This window comes from Streptomyces sp. NPDC056128 (assembly GCF_042263835.1).
Classification (GTDB): Bacteria; Actinomycetota; Actinomycetes; order Streptomycetales; family Streptomycetaceae; genus Streptomyces.
On record NZ_JBHJVQ010000003.1, the window covers coordinates 293352 to 308814 of the forward strand.

The 15463-nt window shown below is 73.2% G+C and carries 15 protein-coding genes; 11 read left to right on the top strand and 4 right to left on the bottom strand.

What is annotated here, in order from left to right; genetic code table 11:
- Positions 1-20 precede the first annotated feature (20 nt).
- The 4 genes from ACFC1X_RS09435 to ACFC1X_RS09450 all read right to left on the bottom strand — a co-directional run bounded on the left by ACFC1X_RS09435 (position 21) and on the right by ACFC1X_RS09450 (position 4748).
- Positions 21-1394 carry a carbohydrate-binding protein gene (locus ACFC1X_RS09435; RefSeq protein ID WP_376350385.1) on the bottom strand — a complete coding sequence of 458 codons (1374 nt, stop codon included), beginning with the start codon at positions 1392-1394 and terminating at the stop codon, positions 21-23.
- A 107-nt stretch (positions 1395-1501) separates the two neighbouring features.
- Positions 1502-2449 (bottom strand): LysR family transcriptional regulator, encoded by a 948-nt coding sequence (locus ACFC1X_RS09440; RefSeq protein WP_376350387.1) that lies wholly within the window; start codon positions 2447-2449, stop codon positions 1502-1504.
- Between the two features lie 97 nt (positions 2450-2546).
- Positions 2547-4301: an NlpC/P60 family protein gene (locus ACFC1X_RS09445; protein WP_376350390.1), complete on the bottom strand. Its 1755-nt coding sequence runs from the start codon at positions 4299-4301 to the stop codon at positions 2547-2549.
- A gap of 15 nt (positions 4302-4316) precedes the next feature.
- Complete coding sequence (locus tag ACFC1X_RS09450) at positions 4317-4748, bottom strand: ATP-binding protein (RefSeq protein ID WP_376350393.1); 432 nt, start codon at positions 4746-4748, stop codon at positions 4317-4319.
- A gap of 158 nt (positions 4749-4906) precedes the next feature.
- Between ACFC1X_RS09450 and ACFC1X_RS09455 the strand changes: the two genes are divergently transcribed.
- The 11 genes from ACFC1X_RS09455 to ACFC1X_RS09505 all read left to right on the top strand — a co-directional run bounded on the left by ACFC1X_RS09455 (position 4907) and on the right by ACFC1X_RS09505 (position 15440).
- Complete coding sequence (locus ACFC1X_RS09455; protein WP_376350395.1) at positions 4907-5755, top strand: helix-turn-helix domain-containing protein; 849 nt, start codon at positions 4907-4909, stop codon at positions 5753-5755.
- Positions 5752-5943 (top strand): DUF397 domain-containing protein, encoded by a 192-nt coding sequence (locus ACFC1X_RS09460; RefSeq protein WP_376350398.1) that lies wholly within the window; start codon positions 5752-5754, stop codon positions 5941-5943. Before ACFC1X_RS09455 ends, ACFC1X_RS09460 begins: the two co-directional genes overlap by 4 nt.
- A gap of 79 nt (positions 5944-6022) precedes the next feature.
- Entirely contained in the window at positions 6023-6733 is a 711-nt protein-coding gene (locus ACFC1X_RS09465) for a Crp/Fnr family transcriptional regulator (RefSeq protein ID WP_376350401.1), read from the top strand.
- 153 nt (positions 6734-6886) lie between these two features.
- Positions 6887-7633: a hypothetical protein gene (locus tag ACFC1X_RS09470; protein ID WP_376350404.1), complete on the top strand. Its 747-nt coding sequence runs from the start codon at positions 6887-6889 to the stop codon at positions 7631-7633.
- Complete coding sequence (locus ACFC1X_RS09475; protein ID WP_376350405.1) at positions 7630-9900, top strand: hypothetical protein; 2271 nt, start codon at positions 7630-7632, stop codon at positions 9898-9900. Before ACFC1X_RS09470 ends, ACFC1X_RS09475 begins: the two co-directional genes overlap by 4 nt.
- Positions 9897-11183, top strand: coding sequence for a hypothetical protein (locus ACFC1X_RS09480; RefSeq protein WP_376350407.1), 1287 nt, complete (start codon positions 9897-9899; stop codon positions 11181-11183). The genes ACFC1X_RS09475 and ACFC1X_RS09480 overlap by 4 nt, the downstream gene beginning before the upstream one ends.
- Positions 11176-11685 carry a Pycsar system effector family protein gene (locus tag ACFC1X_RS09485; protein WP_376350410.1) on the top strand — a complete coding sequence of 170 codons (510 nt, stop codon included), beginning with the start codon at positions 11176-11178 and terminating at the stop codon, positions 11683-11685. The genes ACFC1X_RS09480 and ACFC1X_RS09485 overlap by 8 nt, the downstream gene beginning before the upstream one ends.
- Before the next feature lie 155 nt (positions 11686-11840).
- The gene (gene gdhA / locus ACFC1X_RS09490; protein ID WP_376350413.1) at positions 11841-13202 is read left to right on the top strand and encodes an NADP-specific glutamate dehydrogenase; all 1362 of its coding nucleotides are present in this window, start codon (positions 11841-11843) and stop codon (positions 13200-13202) included.
- Positions 13203-13309: 107 nt separating this feature from the next.
- Positions 13310-13957 carry a hypothetical protein gene (locus ACFC1X_RS09495; RefSeq protein ID WP_376350415.1) on the top strand — a complete coding sequence of 216 codons (648 nt, stop codon included), beginning with the start codon at positions 13310-13312 and terminating at the stop codon, positions 13955-13957.
- An 11-nt stretch (positions 13958-13968) separates the two neighbouring features.
- Positions 13969-14964 carry an SUKH-3 domain-containing protein gene (locus ACFC1X_RS09500; protein ID WP_376350418.1) on the top strand — a complete coding sequence of 332 codons (996 nt, stop codon included), beginning with the start codon at positions 13969-13971 and terminating at the stop codon, positions 14962-14964.
- Positions 14961-15440, top strand: coding sequence for a hypothetical protein (locus tag ACFC1X_RS09505; protein WP_376350421.1), 480 nt, complete (start codon positions 14961-14963; stop codon positions 15438-15440). The genes ACFC1X_RS09500 and ACFC1X_RS09505 overlap by 4 nt, the downstream gene beginning before the upstream one ends.
- Positions 15441-15463: the final 23 nt, after the last annotated feature.

A 15463-nucleotide genomic window follows, 5' to 3' on the forward strand; every position in this document is an offset into this window, starting at 1 on the left:
CTCGTGGGGCTCTCAGCCGCTCACACCCGCTGCCACAGCGCCGGTACGTTCGACGGCTCCCAGCCCTGCTGGGCCTGGTGGCCCTGGAGGCAGCGGTAGGTGGCGCCGCCGTACGTCACCGTGTCGCCCGCCTGGTAGACGGTGCCGGCCGCCCAGGTGCCGCCGGGCTCTCCGGGCTCGCCCGGGTCCTCGCCGCCGTCACCGGTCGTCTTCAGGGTGAGGCCGTAGTTCTGGAGCAGCGGGTTGATCGGCTGGTAGAACGTCGTACCGCCGCTGCTGCAGTTGCCCGAGCCGCCCGAGGTGACGCCCTGCGCCTGGCTGCCGGATATGTACGAGCCGCCCGAGTCGCCGGGCTCGGCGCACACCGTGGTGCGGGTGACGCCGCTGATGGTGCCCTCGGGGTAGGTCACGCTGGTGTTGTGCTGCTGGATGGTGCCGCAGTGCCAGCCGGTGGTGGAACCGGAGCGGCACACGGACGCGCCGACCGGGGCCTGCGTCGACCCGGCGACCTGCACGTTCTGACCGCCCGCCCCGTTGACGTAGGGCGTGGCCGTCCACTGGGAGTTGGTGGCCACCCAGGCCATGTCGCGGCCCGGGAAGATCGACCCCTGGAACGTGCCCTGGGCCACCCGGTTGGCGCCGCTCGTGCTCGCGCCCGCCCGGCCGCAGTGACCGGCGGTGGCGAAGCCCTGCTGGGTGCCCTTGGTGACGGGGAAGCCGATCGAGCAGCGCCCGCTGTTGTTGATGTAGTACGCCTCGCCGCCCCGCAGGTCGTACAGCGGGCGGGGTTGCTCGGCCGACTTCTCGACGCGCGCGAGCCCGGCGCCGACACCGGCCGCGTCGAGGAGGGCGCGGGCCGCGGACGGGCGTACGGCCTGCACGGTGACCGTGTTCGTGCGTACGTCGACGTACCGGACCGGCGCGTCGGTGGTGTCCCGGTGAGCGGCCGCCCGGTCCAGCCGGGACTTGGCCGCGTCCAGGTCGGCGAGCGAGTGCCGGACGACCTCGGCCACCGCGCCCCGCGCCTCGATCGCCGCCACGTCGGCCGCGTCCGTCGTCGCCACGGTCAGCGTGCCGGACTCGGCGCCCCGCACCCAGGCGCCCGCGAAGTCGCCGCCGAGGTCGGCCCGCAGCCGGCCCGCGACGGCACCGGCCTCGGCCTCGTTCACGAGCCGGCGTTCGGCCTGCTCCCGGTCGAGGCCGAGGTCGCGCTCCATGGCCCGGAGCAGGGCGGGCGGGGCGGCGTCGGCGCGCAGCGCCTCGGCGGCCGTGGGCGCGGCGGGGGAGGGTGCCGTCCCGGCGCTCGCGGAGCCGCTGAGCCCGGCCACGAGCAGGGCGGCCGTCGCGGCGACGGCGGCACCCACGGCTCTGGTCTGTCGGTGTCGGTGGGGCATGGGGGATCTCCTCGGTCTCGGTGGGGAGGTGCCGAAACCGTAGGGAGGGACGACCGGTGTCCATAAGACGTCGGCCGACCCTCTCCCCGGCGTTATGGAAAGCGCCGTCACGGTACGCGGTGCGTCGCCATCCACTCGGTGTAGCTGTCGCTGCCCGCCGCCACGCCCGCGTGCGCCATCCGCGCCTGCGCCAGCACGGTCGCGGCGGTGTCCCGCTGCTGCGTCACCTCGTGCCAGCCCAGCAGGTGCCGCCAGGCCAGCGGGGTGCCGGTGAGCGGGCGGGTGACGATGCCGGGGGTGGTCGGGAAGGTCGCCCGGCACAGGCCCACCGCCCGGCCCACCTGCACCAGGTGCACGAGGGACGCGGTGTCGGTCTCGTACATGCGGCGCGGGGTGAACCCGGCGCGGGCGCACGACGCGGTGAAACAGTCGCCGAAGCAGCCGTCGCCGGGTACGCAGGCCCACTCCTCGCCCGCCAGCTCGGTCAGGTCCACCTCCGGCCGGTCGGCGAGCGGGTGGCCGCCGGGCATCATCACGAAGACCGGGTCGACGGCGACCTCCCGCCAGACCAGCCCCTCGGCACCGGGCGGGGCCGCCGATCCGCAGGTCCCGGCGAGCGCGAAGTCGAGCCTGCCGTCGGCCAGTTGCTCGGCCAGCTCCCGCTCCGACCAGGAGGTGCAGGTCGTCATCCGGGCGTCCGGCGCCACGTCGGCGAGCCGGTCCACCAGGGCGCCGAGGAGCGGGCCGTGGGTGCCGCCCAGCCGCAGGTGCCGCGCGGTCCGCGGGGCCCGCGCGAACCGGGCCGCCTCCTGCTGCAGCTCGGTCACCGCGGGCAGCACGATCCGGCTGCGCTCCAGCACCAGCTCCCCGAGCGCGGTGGCCCGCACCCCGTGCCGCCCCCGGACGAACAACGCCCCGCCCAGCGCCCGTTCGATCCGCTTCAGCTGCGCGCTCAACGCGGGCTGCGCCAGCCCGAGAGCCGTCGCCGCCCTGGTGAGGCTGCCGGCGTCGGCGATGGCCCGGACCGTCCTGAGATGCCGCAACTCCAGCTCCATAGGGGGAGCTTGCGGCGGGGGAGGGGCGGGGGCAAGAGGCTGGTACAGACCAGAATGGCTTCCTGAGGCCGCCGGTCGCCGGTGACGGCCGTACGGCTCACACGCGGTGCACCGTGTGCAGCGTCCTCGCGTACGTGCCCGTGCCGTCCAGCAGCGAGGCCCCGCCGAGGTCGGACATGGTCGGCCCGTTCGCCGTCTTGCGGCTGGAGAGGAAGCGGCGCCCGCCCGCGCCGTCCTCGCCGAGGTAGATGCCGACGTGGTCCGCCGTGGCGGTCTCGGTGTCGTCCCCCGAGTCGGCGTTGAACAGGACCAGGTCGCCGGGCTGGAGCTGCTCGGCCGTCGGCGGCTTCGCCCCGTCCGTCCGCGCGACGCGCACACCGGGCGCGTGGTCGGCCATGTCCCGGGACTTGCGGGGCAGCCGGGTGCCCGAGGTGTCCTGGCCCGCCGCCAGCGGTACGCCCAGGTGGTAGCCGTAGACCATGCGGGTGTACCCCGAGCAGTCCAGGTTCCCGGCCTGCTTGGCGGACGGGCCGGTGTAGGCGCCGTCCGGGAAGGTCCAGCCGCTGTGCATGTACTCGTGGAAGTCGGCGCCCTCGTAGCGGTGGCCCCGCGGATCCAGGTAGCCGTAGCCCGCCTCGCCCAGCACCCGCCTGCCCTCCGCCGGTCCGGCACCGGCGTCCACGGGGGCGGCTCCGGCCAGGAACATGGCGGCGTACGCCAGGACGTCCGGCGCCGTCGAGCCGCACCAGCCGCGCACGGCCTCCTCCAGCTCCGGTGTCCAGACCCCGTCGAAGGGTTCGGGCAGCACCCGCACCCAGGAGGAGTGGGTGACGACGGGCGGCGCCGCCCAGTCCGCGGCCGTCACCTCGTACTGGCTGACGAGCAGGGTCACCGGCAGGTTGGCGCAGCCCCGGTTGGCGAGGGCGCGCAGGCCGACGCGGCCCTTGCCGAAGGTGGCGTCGGTGACGTCGAAGGCCCACCCGGAGGGCTCGGCGCCGGCCGAGGGCCAGGCCTTGGCGCGGATCCTGGTGCCCTCGCGCCGCACCCGTATCGTCCAGTCGGTACCGGCCGGCACACCGCTGGCGAGCGTCACCTCCGCCGCGAGCTGGGTGACCGTGTCGTCGACCTCCTTCTCCACCCGGAACTGCACCGCCCCGGACGTGGTGAAGGAGAGCCGGGCCCGGTAGTTGTTGTGGGTGTCCTGGTACCCGAACGACAGGGCGTACGAGCAGGCGTCACCGGTCGGCACCTTGTCGAACCGCGCGACGGACCGCACGTCGACGTCGGTGATCCCGTCGTCCCGCAGGGTGGCGTGACGGCTGGCGTAGTCGGTGCTGAGGGCGATGGCCCCGGCCCCCGGTCTCACCGAGTAGTCGGCGTCGACCGGTCCGAGGGTGGACCAGCTCCCGCCGCCGGGTGACGTGCCCCAGTACGTCCGGTCGGCCGCGGGCAGCGCCGGGTCGGGCAGCGTCCGGACGAAGTCGTCCACGAAGGGCTTCTTGTTCTCGGTGAACGTCCGCCGCGGACCGGGCACCAGGACGCTGCGGGCACCGTGGGTCAGCAGCGCGACGCGTCTGCCGCCGGAGGTGACCTCGGTGCGGGCGGGGGTGCCCGGCAGCACGGTGGCGGTGAGCCGGGACGCCAGGGTGAGGTGACCGAACCAGTCGGGCCCCAGCGGCGCCGTCGTCACGGAGGAGCGGGCCGCGGTCAGGGCGGCCGGAGCGGACGCCGGTGCGGCCGCGCCCTGCCCGGCGGCACGCGCGGGCGAGGCGACGGCCGCGCCGGCCAGGGGGACGGTGGCGGCCGAGGCGGCGAGGAAGGTGAGCACGTTACGGCGTGAGGTGTTGGTCATGTCGGACATGATCCTTCACGGGGTGTACTCCGTTGCCTGGCAGCGCAGTTCGGCCCACACCGTCTTCCGCGGAAAACGCCCCTCCACGACCCCCCACCGGTGCGCCAGCGCCTCGACGAGCAGCAGGCCGCGCCCCGACTCCGCGTCCGGGGCGGGCGTCTGCGGGCAGGGGAGCCGCTCGCCCCGGGTGTCGGTGACCTCGACGCGCAGGAAGTCGCCGACGACATACAGCGTGAGCCGGAAGTCGCGCCCGGGGACGCGTCCGTGTTCCGCCGCGTTGGCCGCCAGCTCGGCCACGAGCTGGCGTGCGGGGTCCTGGGGCAGGCCCCAGCTCCGGAGCTGCTCGGCCGCGAGCAGACGGGCGAGACGCGCCCCGCGCGGCGTGGAGGAGAGCTGCACGCTGAAGTTGCGGACGGACGTCGTGAGTTCGGCGGATTTCTGGTTCACGTCACTCAGCGTGGTGGCACGTGCGTACGGTGAGAAGTGACTCAACGGGTACGTACAGTCACTGTCCGGTGGTTGTCCACTGCTGTCGGGGCTGTCGGAGCGGGGCGTACGGGTAGGGCGCTGAGGGCAACACGGCCAGTACGACGAAGGGGCGCGGGATGACGGTCGAGACGGGCGAGCCGGGGTGGGAGGTGGACCCCGACGACGAGTGGGGCGTCGCGGTCATCACCACGGTGGGGCGGCAGTTGAAGCTCCGCCGCGAGGCGGTGGGGATGCGGGCCGCCGAGTTCGGAGAGGCGGTCGGGTACGGGGAGGACCTGGTCTACAAGGTCGAGGGCGGCAAGCGGATTCCCCGGCAGGAGTACCTGGACAGGGCGGACGCGGTGCTGGACGCGGGTGGGTTGATCGCGGCGGCGTGGGAGGACGTGAAGAAGGTCCGGTATCCGAAGCGGGTGCGGGAGTTGGGGAAGCTGGAGGGGAAGGCGGTTGAGATCGGGCTGTACGAGTGCCACATCATCCCCGGGTTGTTGCAGACGAGGGGGCACGCGCGTGCCGTGATCGGCGCGGCGCAGCCGCCGTACTCGCCCGACGACGTGGAACGCATGGTGGCCGCCCGGCTGGCCCGGCAGTCGGTCTTCGAGCGCTCGCCCGCTCCGGCGCTCAGTTTCGTCCTGGAAGAGGGTCCGCTGCGACGCCCCATCGGCGGCACAATGGTCTGGCGTGAGCAGCTTGAACGCCTGCTGGAGGTGGGCCGGTTGCACAATGTCGTGCTCCAGGTGATGCCGACGGGTTGTGACACCCATTCCGGACTGGACGGACGGATCGAGTTGCTGAAGTTCCCGGACGGCACGGCGGTGGGGCGCTCCGACGGAGCCTTCAACAGCCGGGCGCTCACTGAGCCCAGGCACCTGCGCATCCTTGAGCTGCGGTATGGCACCATCCGGGCTCAGGCGCTCTCGCCGGGGGAGTCGCTGGCCTTCATCGAGCAACTGCTGGGAGAAACATGATCCGCAAGGCCGAACTGGCGTGGTTCAAGAGCAGCTACAGCGGCGGCAACGACGGCAACTCCTGCGTCGAGATCGCGAAGACCCCCGGCACCGTCCACGTCCGCGACTCCAAGCACACCGACGGCCCCCGCCTCACCCTCACCCCCACCGCCTGGTCGACCTTCCTGCCGTACGCGTCGCAGGACTAACATCCGGCCCCTCCGTTCGGCTGAAAACGAGTGACGCGGGGAATACGCTGTGTGTCGCACGGAGCCGGTGGGGGGCCACATGGGGCTGTTCGGGGAACACCAGGCGTTCTTGGAGAAGCTGGGCGAAGCCGATCGGCAGGCGCTGTCGAGGCTCGGGCATCGGCGGGTCTACGAGCCGCAGGAGGAACTCCTCGGCGAAGGCGAGTCCGGCACGTTCGTGCTCGTCATCCTGAGCGGCTGGTGCACCGTGTGGCGGGCGACCGAGCGCGGCCGTCTCATACTGGCGCTGCGTCAGACCGGTGAACTGGTCGGCGAGATGGCCGCGCTGGACGGCCGCGCCCGCAGCGCCACGGTGAGCGCGTTGGACACCGTGGAGGCACTCGCCGTACCCGGCGACCGCTTCCGGCACTTCATGGCGGCCCGGCCGTTCGTGTCCGGGCTGGTGATGGCGCAGCTCACCGAACGCCTGCGCAGCGCGGACGACCAGCGCAGTTCCCTGGCCTCGGCCACCGTCCTGGAACGGCTGGCCGCCTGCCTCGTGGAGCTGGCGGACCGCACCGGCCGCAAGGAGCACGGCGCGGTGGTCATCCGCCTTCCCCTGTCCCAGCACGAGATCGCCGCCGCGATCGGCGCGACCCGCGAGGCGGTGGCCAAGGCGCTGCGTCTGCTCCGCGAGCAAGGGCTCGTGCACACCGGACCGAAGGTCATCACCGTCGCCGACCTGGAGCCCCTGCGGCTGCTGGGCGGCGCCTCTTCTTCCACGCGCCGAGGACGTCGACCGGCGCGGTGAACGACGCCGTCCCACCCCCGGCCCGCGACCTGCTGCGGCCGGGTGTGTAAACGGCTACAGCGCCGCGCGGGGCGCGACGCCAGAGTGACGGCAGAGGGCAGACGGCCGAGGCCGGGCGAGAGGCGGGGAACGATGCCGAAGAGGCGGGAAGCCATGCAGGGCGGAGCACAGTACGGATTCATCATCAGCCTGGACACCCAGGGCTCGGGGTCGACCCCCGACCCGGAGCGCCCGGCGATGCGCGAGCGGATCTACCGCGTCGCCGAGGACGCCTTCCTCAAGGCGGGCATCGGCGGCGCCCGGCTGGCCCAGGAGGACCGGGGCGACGGGATCCTGGCCGTGGTGGAGCCGCAGCGCCCGCAGGCGCTGGTGGGGGAGTGGACGGAGTACCTCCACCAGAACCTGCGCCAGGTCAACCGCGAGCTGAGCCGGCCGCTGCGGCTGCGTGCCGGGCTCGGCGTCGGGCCGTTCACGCCGGACGGCCACGGCTTCTCCGGCGCCGCCGTCGACCTCGCCTGCCGGATCGGCAACTGCGAGGAGGCCAAGGCGGTGCTGGCCGGTGTACCGGACGCGCCGCTGCTGGTGGCCGTCACCGACCGGCTCCACCACGACGTCGTACGGCACGGCGGCCGGTGGATCGAGCCGGAGCACTACCGCCGGTACTCGATCCGGCTCAAGGAGGGCGAGCGGCAGGCGTGGTTCACCGTGCCGGGCCGCGGCGCACCGCCGCCGGAACCCGGGGACGGGGAGACCGCCCCGTCGGCGGGGCGGGACGCGGATTCCGGCTTCCACTTCGGGAATGTCACGGTCAGCGACTCGGCACAGGCGTTCCAGGGCAGCTTCGGGGACATCACGATCGACCACCGCCGCGGCGGCAGCGGCTCGGGGGAGAGGCCATGACCGGCGTCGACACGGACAGGGAGCCGGCCCAGGACGACCAGGCCCAGGACGGCCAGGGACACGGCCAGGGGCACGCGCGGGAACCGGAGGCGGAGGGCGGCCGGGCGCGCCCCGGCCGCCCGCACGCGCAGCGCGCCGACGGCACCCCGGCGGCGGACGCCGAGGACGAGCTGCTGGGCGGCGACTCCGACGCCGACCCGTCGGCCAAGGGCGGCGGCCGGGCCACCGCGGAGCCGGGCGCCGCCCACATCGCCCGGGAGACCCGGTCTGTCTACCTGCGCGACGCCAGTACCTACGTCGGCGGCACCATCAACTCGGTCAACTTCCGGTTCGGCGAGACGGGACGGGCGGCCCTGCTCGCGGGACCGCTGCCGGACGACGAACTGGTGCGGCTGCGGCGGCGGTTCATCTCCCCGCCGGACTACGAGGACTTCAAGCGGCAGTTGGGCGAGGACCGCCTGCTGGTGCTCTGCGGGCAGCCCGGCAGCGGCCGTATGTACACCGCGCTGTCGCTCCTGGACGACCTGGGCCGGGGCAACGTCTCCCGCCTCGACCCCGGCTCGGAACTCACCGCCCTGGACTCGGGCGACGAGGGCAGCCCCATCGCCCAGGGCCACGGGTACGCCCTGGAACCGGCCGACGGCAGGCTGCCCGCCGAGTTGCACCTGGACCGGCTCCGCCGCCTGCTGGCCGACCGCGAGGCCTACGCCGTACTGCTGTCCGTGCCCGACCCGGGCGACCGCGGGGCGGTCCGGACGCGTTACGAGCGCAGGCACCGGCCGCCCGCCGAGGACGCCGTCCTCGACGGCCACCTGGCGGCAGAGCTGGACGGCGGCCCGTCCGGAGCCCGGGAAGCGGCCCGGCGGGCGGCGCGCCGCCACGACGTGCGGGAGGCCCTGGGCCTGGAGGCGCTGCTGCCAGCCGAGGCGGCCCGGCTCGCCGGACTGGTCGCCCGGCACGTCACCGGCGGCCTGCCCCAGGAGGAACTGCTCGCCGAGTGCCGCGGCTTCGCCGTCGAGCAGGTACGCACCTGGTTCTCGGGCGGCACCGCCGCCGAGACCCCGGCGATGCTGCGGGACGCGGCGTTCCGGGTCTCGCTCGCGGTGTTCGGCGGCACCTCGGTCAACGTGGTGGCCGAGGCGGCGGAACTGCTCGCCTGGGAGCTGGCGGTGACCGTCGACCCCGAGCGGACGCCGGGGCGGTCGGTGCTCGGCGACGGCCTGGAGGCCCGGCTCGCCTCGGCCCGTGCCATGACCGAGACGCGCAGGCGGCCGTTGGTCGCGGGGGCGCTCATCCCCGTGCGCACCGTGCGGTTCCGCGGCGCCGCGCTGGCGCCCGTTGTCCTGGCCCACCTGTGGGAGCACCACCACAACATGCGCGCTCCGGTGCTGCGCTGGCTGGACTCGCTCTGCCAGGACCGGCGCGAGGAGGTGTGGATCAGGGCGGCGGTGGCCGCGGGCGAGCTGTGCCGGCTGGACTGCGCGCACACCCTGGGGGAGCTGCTCCTCCCGATGGCCGAGGCCGACCAGGCCCGCCGCGGCCTGTTCGTCGCGACCGCCCTCCAGGGCGTACTGGAGGACGCGAACGTCGGGGACGCGCTGCGCTCGCTGGTCAAGACGTGGAGCACCAGCGGCCAGACCAACCTCCGGTGGACGGCCGCGGTCGTGCTCAGCCGGGGCACCGCGGCCCGGACCGTGGGCGAGGCGCTCGGCGCGCTCGGCCGGATCGGCACCTGGAAGGACGGCCGGATGCGGACCATCGCCGCGGAGAGCGTGGCCCACCTGGCCGGCTTCAGCACCGACCGCGAGCCGCTGGTCAGGATCAGGGCGTGGCTCAACGACAGCAGGCGGCAGCACCAGAACCTCGGCCTGGCCTGCACCCTGTTCCTGGCCGACCTGACGGTGGACCACGTCTGGAACCCCGCGGAGGAACTCGGCGGGCGCGAGCGGTGGCCGCTGGCCCTGGCGATCTGCGCGACCCGTCCGGAGCTGGCCGTCGAGGTCGCCGGGCTGCTGTGGACCGCCCTCAACACCAGCCGCTCGTACCGGCCCGCGCTCGACATCCTGACCAGGTGGCTGCGTACCTGCCGCGGCACCGAGTGGGAGCGCGAGGTCCTGCGCTTCCTGCCGCTGCTGACGCTCAAGGAGGACGACCGGCAGCGCACGCTGTCGCTGATCGCGGAGCTGTCCCAGGACCCCGACGAACCATGGGAACAGGACTACGTCCACCGCCTGTCGCAGGCGGTCCAGGCGGGAGGAACCCGATGAGCCAGAACAACAGCCAGCAGGGGGCGCCGAACACCCACGGCTCGGCCGACGCGGCGCTGCCGGACGACCTGCGCGGACCGTTCCTGGACGAGATCTTCCCCGAAGGCCCGTACAAGCACCGCGGTCAGCAGCGTGCCGCCGTCGTGTACTACCGCAACGGCGGCCACAGCGTCGTCACCGCACAGGGGGCGCGCCACGTCGACCGGCCGCGGCTCAGCCGGCAGCCCACGTCGGTCTGCCTGATCGCCCGGGGGAAGTACCAGGCATCCTTCGAGATGGAGCTGCCCAGCTACGACAACCGGGGCGACTTCCTGTGCGCGGTGGACGTGCACTGGGAGGTCGCGGACTTCGCCCTGGCGGCGGAGAAGCGGGTCCGGGACGTCGAGAAGATGCTGTGCGCCCCGCTCCTGGCGAGACTGCGGGTGTTCACCCGGCGCTACGGGCTCGACGCCGCCGACGCGGCCGACGCGGCGATCCAGGACGAACTGGCGGGCGGGGCCTGGGAGTCCTTCGGGGCCGAACTCGGCCTGAGCACCATGGTCTACGTGCGCATCGACCTGGGCCAGGCCGCCCGGGACCACCGCAAGAGGCTGCTGGACGTGGAGCACGCCTCGGGGGTGCGGTCGGCGCAGGACGACGCGGACGCGGCCCGGGTCCGGGCCAACCTGTCCTCGGCGCGGGAGCTCATCGCCGCCGGGAAGACCGAGCAGTACGCCATCCTGCTCGCGCGGGACCCGTCGCAGGCCCCGAAGATCCTGCGCGAACTCCAGGACGAGGTGCGGCAGGAGCGGGAGGGGGCGCTGGAGTTCCTGTCCCGGCTGATCGAGAACGACATGGTGCAGCGGCACCAGATCGAGGGGCCCGTGGTGCAGCAGCTCCTCGACTTCGCCAGGATGAACGGGGGCGGCGCGCTGTTCGACCAAGGTCTGCCGCAGCCCCCGGTCCCGCTGCCGGCCCAGTCCACGCCCGCGCTCCCGGCACCGCCCGGGGCGGTGCTGCCGCCGCCCACGGTGCAGCAGACGGTCACGGCCTGGCACCCGGCGGCGTCGGCCGCGCCGCCGCCCGTACCGCCGCAGCCGCCCACGCCGACTCCCGCGAACGGGGTGTCGGCCCCGCCCGTACCGCCCGTACCGCCGCCGGTACCGCCCGTGGCGCCCACACCGCCCCCGCCGCCGGCACCCGCGCAGCCCACGACCGCCGACGGGAAGATCAACTACGTGAGACAGGGGCGGCGCCGCCCCAAGCCGCGACCGGGTGGCCCGGGCGGCGGCCACGATGCCTGACCCGGCCGCGACCACGCGGGAACCGGTCGCCCTCTACGTGGCCGAACGGCTGCTGGCCCACGCCCGTGAGGACCTCGCCCGTGCCGACAGCAAGGCGGCGGTGCTGCTGTCGGGAGCCGCCTTCGCGCTCCCGGCGCTGCTGCTCGGCCGGGCGTGGCAGCCCTCCTCGCCGATCACCGGGGTCCCCCGGACCCTCCTGGTCTTCGGCGGACTGCTGTGGGCTGTCGGCACGGCACTGCTGGTCCGGGTCGTCCTGCCGCGCACCCGCACGTCCCGCACCGGGCCCGGTATGACCTTCTTCGCCGACGCCCTCGCACCGCCCGACCTCGGCAGGCTCGTCCAGGCGGTCACCGCCGCGGCCGAGGACCGGGTGTCGTGGCTGGCGGTGCAACTGGTCGACATCAGCCACATCCTCGCCGCGAAGTACCGCTGCCTGAGGGTGGGCACCTGCTGCCTGGTGGCGGGCCTGGCCCTGGGCGGCACGGGGACGCTGCTCCTCTGAGGGCGCACGGTCGAGGGCGCACAGTGACAGGGGCGGCGGCGGGGCGTGACGGCCGGGGAGGGCTTCGTCTCATACCGTGGCCGGGTGCTGGCCAGGACGTTTACCTGCACGTAACACTGACCCCGACCGGTGCCACCGATACCAGAGAGGTCCACGTGACGACGACGCGACCCGACACGAAGACCACGCTCGCCCACCTCCTCACGGAGATCGAGCACCGCAACCCGGCCCAGCCCGAGTTCCACCAGGCGGCCCGCGAGGTCCTGGAGACGCTCGCGCCGGTACTCGAGGCCCGCCCCGAGTACGCCGAGCCGGGCCTGGTGGAGCGGCTGGTGGAGCCGGAGCGCCAGGTCGTCTTCCGGGTCCCGTGGCAGGACGACAGGGGCCGGGTGCACGTGAACCGGGGCTTCCGCGTCGAGTTCAACAGCGCGCTGGGCCCGTACAAGGGCGGCCTGCGCTTCCACCCCTCGGTGAACCTGGGCGTCATCAAGTTCCTGGGCTTCGAGCAGATCTTCAAGAACGCCCTGACCGGCCTGGGTATCGGCGGTGGCAAGGGCGGCAGCGACTTCGACCCGCGCGGGCGCAGCGACGCGGAGATCATGCGGTTCTGCCAGTCGTTCATGACGGAGCTGTACCGCCACATCGGCGAGCACACGGACGTACCGGCCGGCGACATCGGCGTGGGCGGCCGCGAGATCGGCTACCTCTTCGGCCAGTACCGCCGCATCACCAACCGCTGGGAGTCCGGCGTCCTCACCGGCAAGGGCGCGGGCTGGGGCGGCTCGCTGATCCGCCCCGAGGCGACGGGCTACGGCAACGTCCTCTTCGCGGCGGCGATGCTGCGGGAGCGCGGCGAGGACCTGGAAGGCCAGACGACCGTGGTGTCCGGCTCGGGCAACGTCGCGATCTACACCATCGAGAAGCTGACCGCCCTGGGCGCGAACCCGGTCACCTGCTCGGACTCCTCCGGCTACGTGGTCGACGAGAAGGGCATCGACCTTGACCTGCTCAAGCAGGTCAAGGAGGTCGAACGCGGCCGCGTCGGCACGTACGCCGAACGCCGCGGCGCCTCCGCCCGCTTCGTCCCCGGCGGCAGCGTCTGGGAGGTCCCGGCGGACGTCGCCCTCCCGTCGGCCACGCAGAACGAACTCGACGCCGAGGGCGCGACGGCCCTGATCCGCAACGGCGTGAAGGCGGTCTCCGAGGGCGCCAACATGCCGACCACCCCGGACGCCGTCCACCTCCTCCAGTCCGCCGGCGTCGCCTTCGGCCCCGGCAAGGCGGCCAACGCGGGCGGCGTCGCGGTCAGCGCCCTGGAGATGGCCCAGAACCACGCCCGTACGTCCTGGCCGGCGACCCGCGTCGAGGACGAACTCTCGGCCATCATGACCAACATCCACACCACCTGCCACGAAACCGCCACCCGCTACGGAGCCCCGGGCGACTACGTCACCGGCGCGAACATCGCGGGCTTCGAACGGGTGGCGGACGCGATGCTGGCGCAGGGGGTCATCTGAGCGCTCGATCGGTGAGACCATGTCGGGCACCGTCGATCAAATGACCGACCGATCGACCGATCGACTGATCGACTGATGAGCGACACGCGGGGAGGCGGGGGCACGACATGGCCCGTTACACGGAGCCACTGACGGTCGAGCGCGGTGGATTCCGCATCAAGGTGCCGGAGTCCTGGTGGGAGTTCGACGTACGCCCGGAATCCCGGGACGACTCGATCCGCCGCATGGTCGACGACCGTGTCCGCCAGTACCCGGAGCTGGCCGCCTCCCGCTCCGCGTACATCACCTTCCTCCAGAAGGCGGCGTCCGACGCGTGGAAGTCGGGCGCCCTGTACTGCGGCTGCATGGCGGAGAGCTTCGGCGGCGACACCCCGATCACGGGCTCGGTGACGGTGTCGTTGGTCGGCGGCCGCACGTCGTCCGGCGACCCGCTCCCCACCGACCCCGCCGCGATCGCGAGCCAACTCGCCGTCAAGGAAGCCAGGAAACCCGGCGACTCCTGGCGCAAGGTGACCACGGTCGACATCCCCGGCGTCGGCCCCGCGGCCCGCACCCAGGGCATCGAGGACATCCCGATCCCCGAAGACGCCCTCAACCGCACCGTCCGCGCGGTCCTGATGCAGACCTACATCCCGGTCCCGGGCCAGGAGGGCAAGGTCGCGCTGGTGGCGGGCAGCAGCCAGGTCCTCGACCTGGCGGACTCCTTCTTCGACATCTTCGACGCGATCACTTCTTCGTTCCGGTTCACGGCCTGATCCCTCACCCCATGAGACGGCGATGGTCGACGCGGACGGGGACCGTGCTGCGCCGAGCGGGTTGGCGCCCGGGCCGCGCGGTCCCGACGGCCACGTGGGAGTCAGTCCTGCGTGAGCGCGGCGCTTTCGTACCGCACGATGCCGCGCGCCGGTTCCTCTCCGAGTTCGGCGGCCTGGTGACGTACGGCTGGCCCGCCGACACGATCGCCACCTCCTCGGCCATCCGCTTCGACCCTCTGGTGGCCGAATGGCAGGACGAACGTTTCGCGAGGGCGAGCCGCGAAGCGGGCGCGCACCTCTACCCCGTGGGCGCGGCGGACGAAGGCGCCGCCCTCCTGGGCCTAGGCGAGAACGGGGCACTCCACCTGCTCCGCGACCGCGCTCAATTGCTGTCCCCGACCACGGACCAGGCCCTGGATCGCCTGGTGGAGGCGCAGGCAACCGCGTCCGCCCTCTGGAAGCCGAACGGAAGCGCTGCTACGGACAACCACGCCTTCTGGCGGCGCCTGGGCACCGTAGAGCCCGAGCCCGCCCCGGACACCACACCGCCTCGCTGGTCGGCGGAAACGGCCCGGGTCCTGCGGGCGTCCGGCTGGTATCCCGGCAGAGCCGTCCCCACGGACACGTGGGAGAGCATCCTGCTGGAGACCGGCGGCTTCGAACTCCACGACGCCGCCCGACGCTTCCTGGCGGAATTCGGCGCACTGCGAGTCCCGCACCGCGAGCCATGGGACGAGATGCCGTGGAGGGAGTTCTCCCTGGACCCTTTGCTGGCCTTCTGGGACACGGAGATCATCGAAGACCTGTCCGACCGGGCGGGTACGCTCCTCTACCCCATCGGCATGCGCGGCCGCCGTAACCAGCATCTGGCCATGGCGGAGGACGGTGCGGTGTACGAGGGGATGGACGACGTCTGGCTGCTGGCCGCCACCCCGGACCAGGCAATGGAGCGCATCACCAAGAGGATCAGGCCCACGACCGCGCGAAAGGGCCCCCGGGAATCGTGACAGCCGAACCGAACTGGGAAACGGGCGAGGGCCTACTCGGCATGGACGACCCCGCCGAATGGGACGCGGCCTTCGAGCGAGGAGAGCGACACCTCGGAACCGCCGTGATCGGGTTGGCCTTCAACTGTTCGTTGCAGGAGGCGTCACCGCCCATCATCCGCGCCATGCAGCTGCCGGAAGCCGCCCAGCGCGGCTTTGCCTACACCGCGGCGGGCACCGCGGCCCGGCTCCACGGCGACCTGACGCCGGAGTTGTACGCCGCGCTGCGGGCGGCCGGCCCCGGCCGCAGAAGCATCGCCGGGAACGCCATCAGAGACACCATGACCTTCGTGCCGTTCGGGCAACTGCCCCTGTGGCTCAAGGGGTGGAAGGTCGCGTCGACTGTGCTGGACAAGCTGGAGGCCTGGCGGTTGAAGGCGTCGTACGCGGTCATCGACGCACGTGAGACCCTGCCCCGCCGCCGCCCCCGACGATGAAGTCCGCCCTTCCACTCGAACAC

What these genes read in the sequence shown, in the direction of transcription:
- ACFC1X_RS09500 (WP_376350418.1), top strand. Translation starts at nt 13,969, where the DNA reads ATGAGACGGCGATGGTCGACGCGGACGGGGACCGTGCTGCGCCGAGCG.
- ACFC1X_RS09475 (WP_376350405.1), top strand. Translation starts at nt 7,630, where the DNA reads ATGACCGGCGTCGACACGGACAGGGAGCCGGCCCAGGACGACCAGGCC.
- ACFC1X_RS09460 (WP_376350398.1), top strand. Translation starts at nt 5,752, where the DNA reads ATGATCCGCAAGGCCGAACTGGCGTGGTTCAAGAGCAGCTACAGCGGC.
- ACFC1X_RS09435 (WP_376350385.1), bottom strand. Translation starts at nt 1,394, where the DNA reads ATGCCCCACCGACACCGACAGACCAGAGCCGTGGGTGCCGCCGTCGCC.
- ACFC1X_RS09455 (WP_376350395.1), top strand. Translation starts at nt 4,907, where the DNA reads ATGACGGTCGAGACGGGCGAGCCGGGGTGGGAGGTGGACCCCGACGAC.
- ACFC1X_RS09440 (WP_376350387.1), bottom strand. Translation starts at nt 2,449, where the DNA reads ATGGAGCTGGAGTTGCGGCATCTCAGGACGGTCCGGGCCATCGCCGAC.
- ACFC1X_RS09465 (WP_376350401.1), top strand. Translation starts at nt 6,023, where the DNA reads ATGGGGCTGTTCGGGGAACACCAGGCGTTCTTGGAGAAGCTGGGCGAA.
- ACFC1X_RS09480 (WP_376350407.1), top strand. Translation starts at nt 9,897, where the DNA reads ATGAGCCAGAACAACAGCCAGCAGGGGGCGCCGAACACCCACGGCTCG.
- ACFC1X_RS09485 (WP_376350410.1), top strand. Translation starts at nt 11,176, where the DNA reads ATGCCTGACCCGGCCGCGACCACGCGGGAACCGGTCGCCCTCTACGTG.
- ACFC1X_RS09470 (WP_376350404.1), top strand. Translation starts at nt 6,887, where the DNA reads ATGCAGGGCGGAGCACAGTACGGATTCATCATCAGCCTGGACACCCAG.
- ACFC1X_RS09445 (WP_376350390.1), bottom strand. Translation starts at nt 4,301, where the DNA reads ATGACCAACACCTCACGCCGTAACGTGCTCACCTTCCTCGCCGCCTCG.
- ACFC1X_RS09495 (WP_376350415.1), top strand. Translation starts at nt 13,310, where the DNA reads ATGGCCCGTTACACGGAGCCACTGACGGTCGAGCGCGGTGGATTCCGC.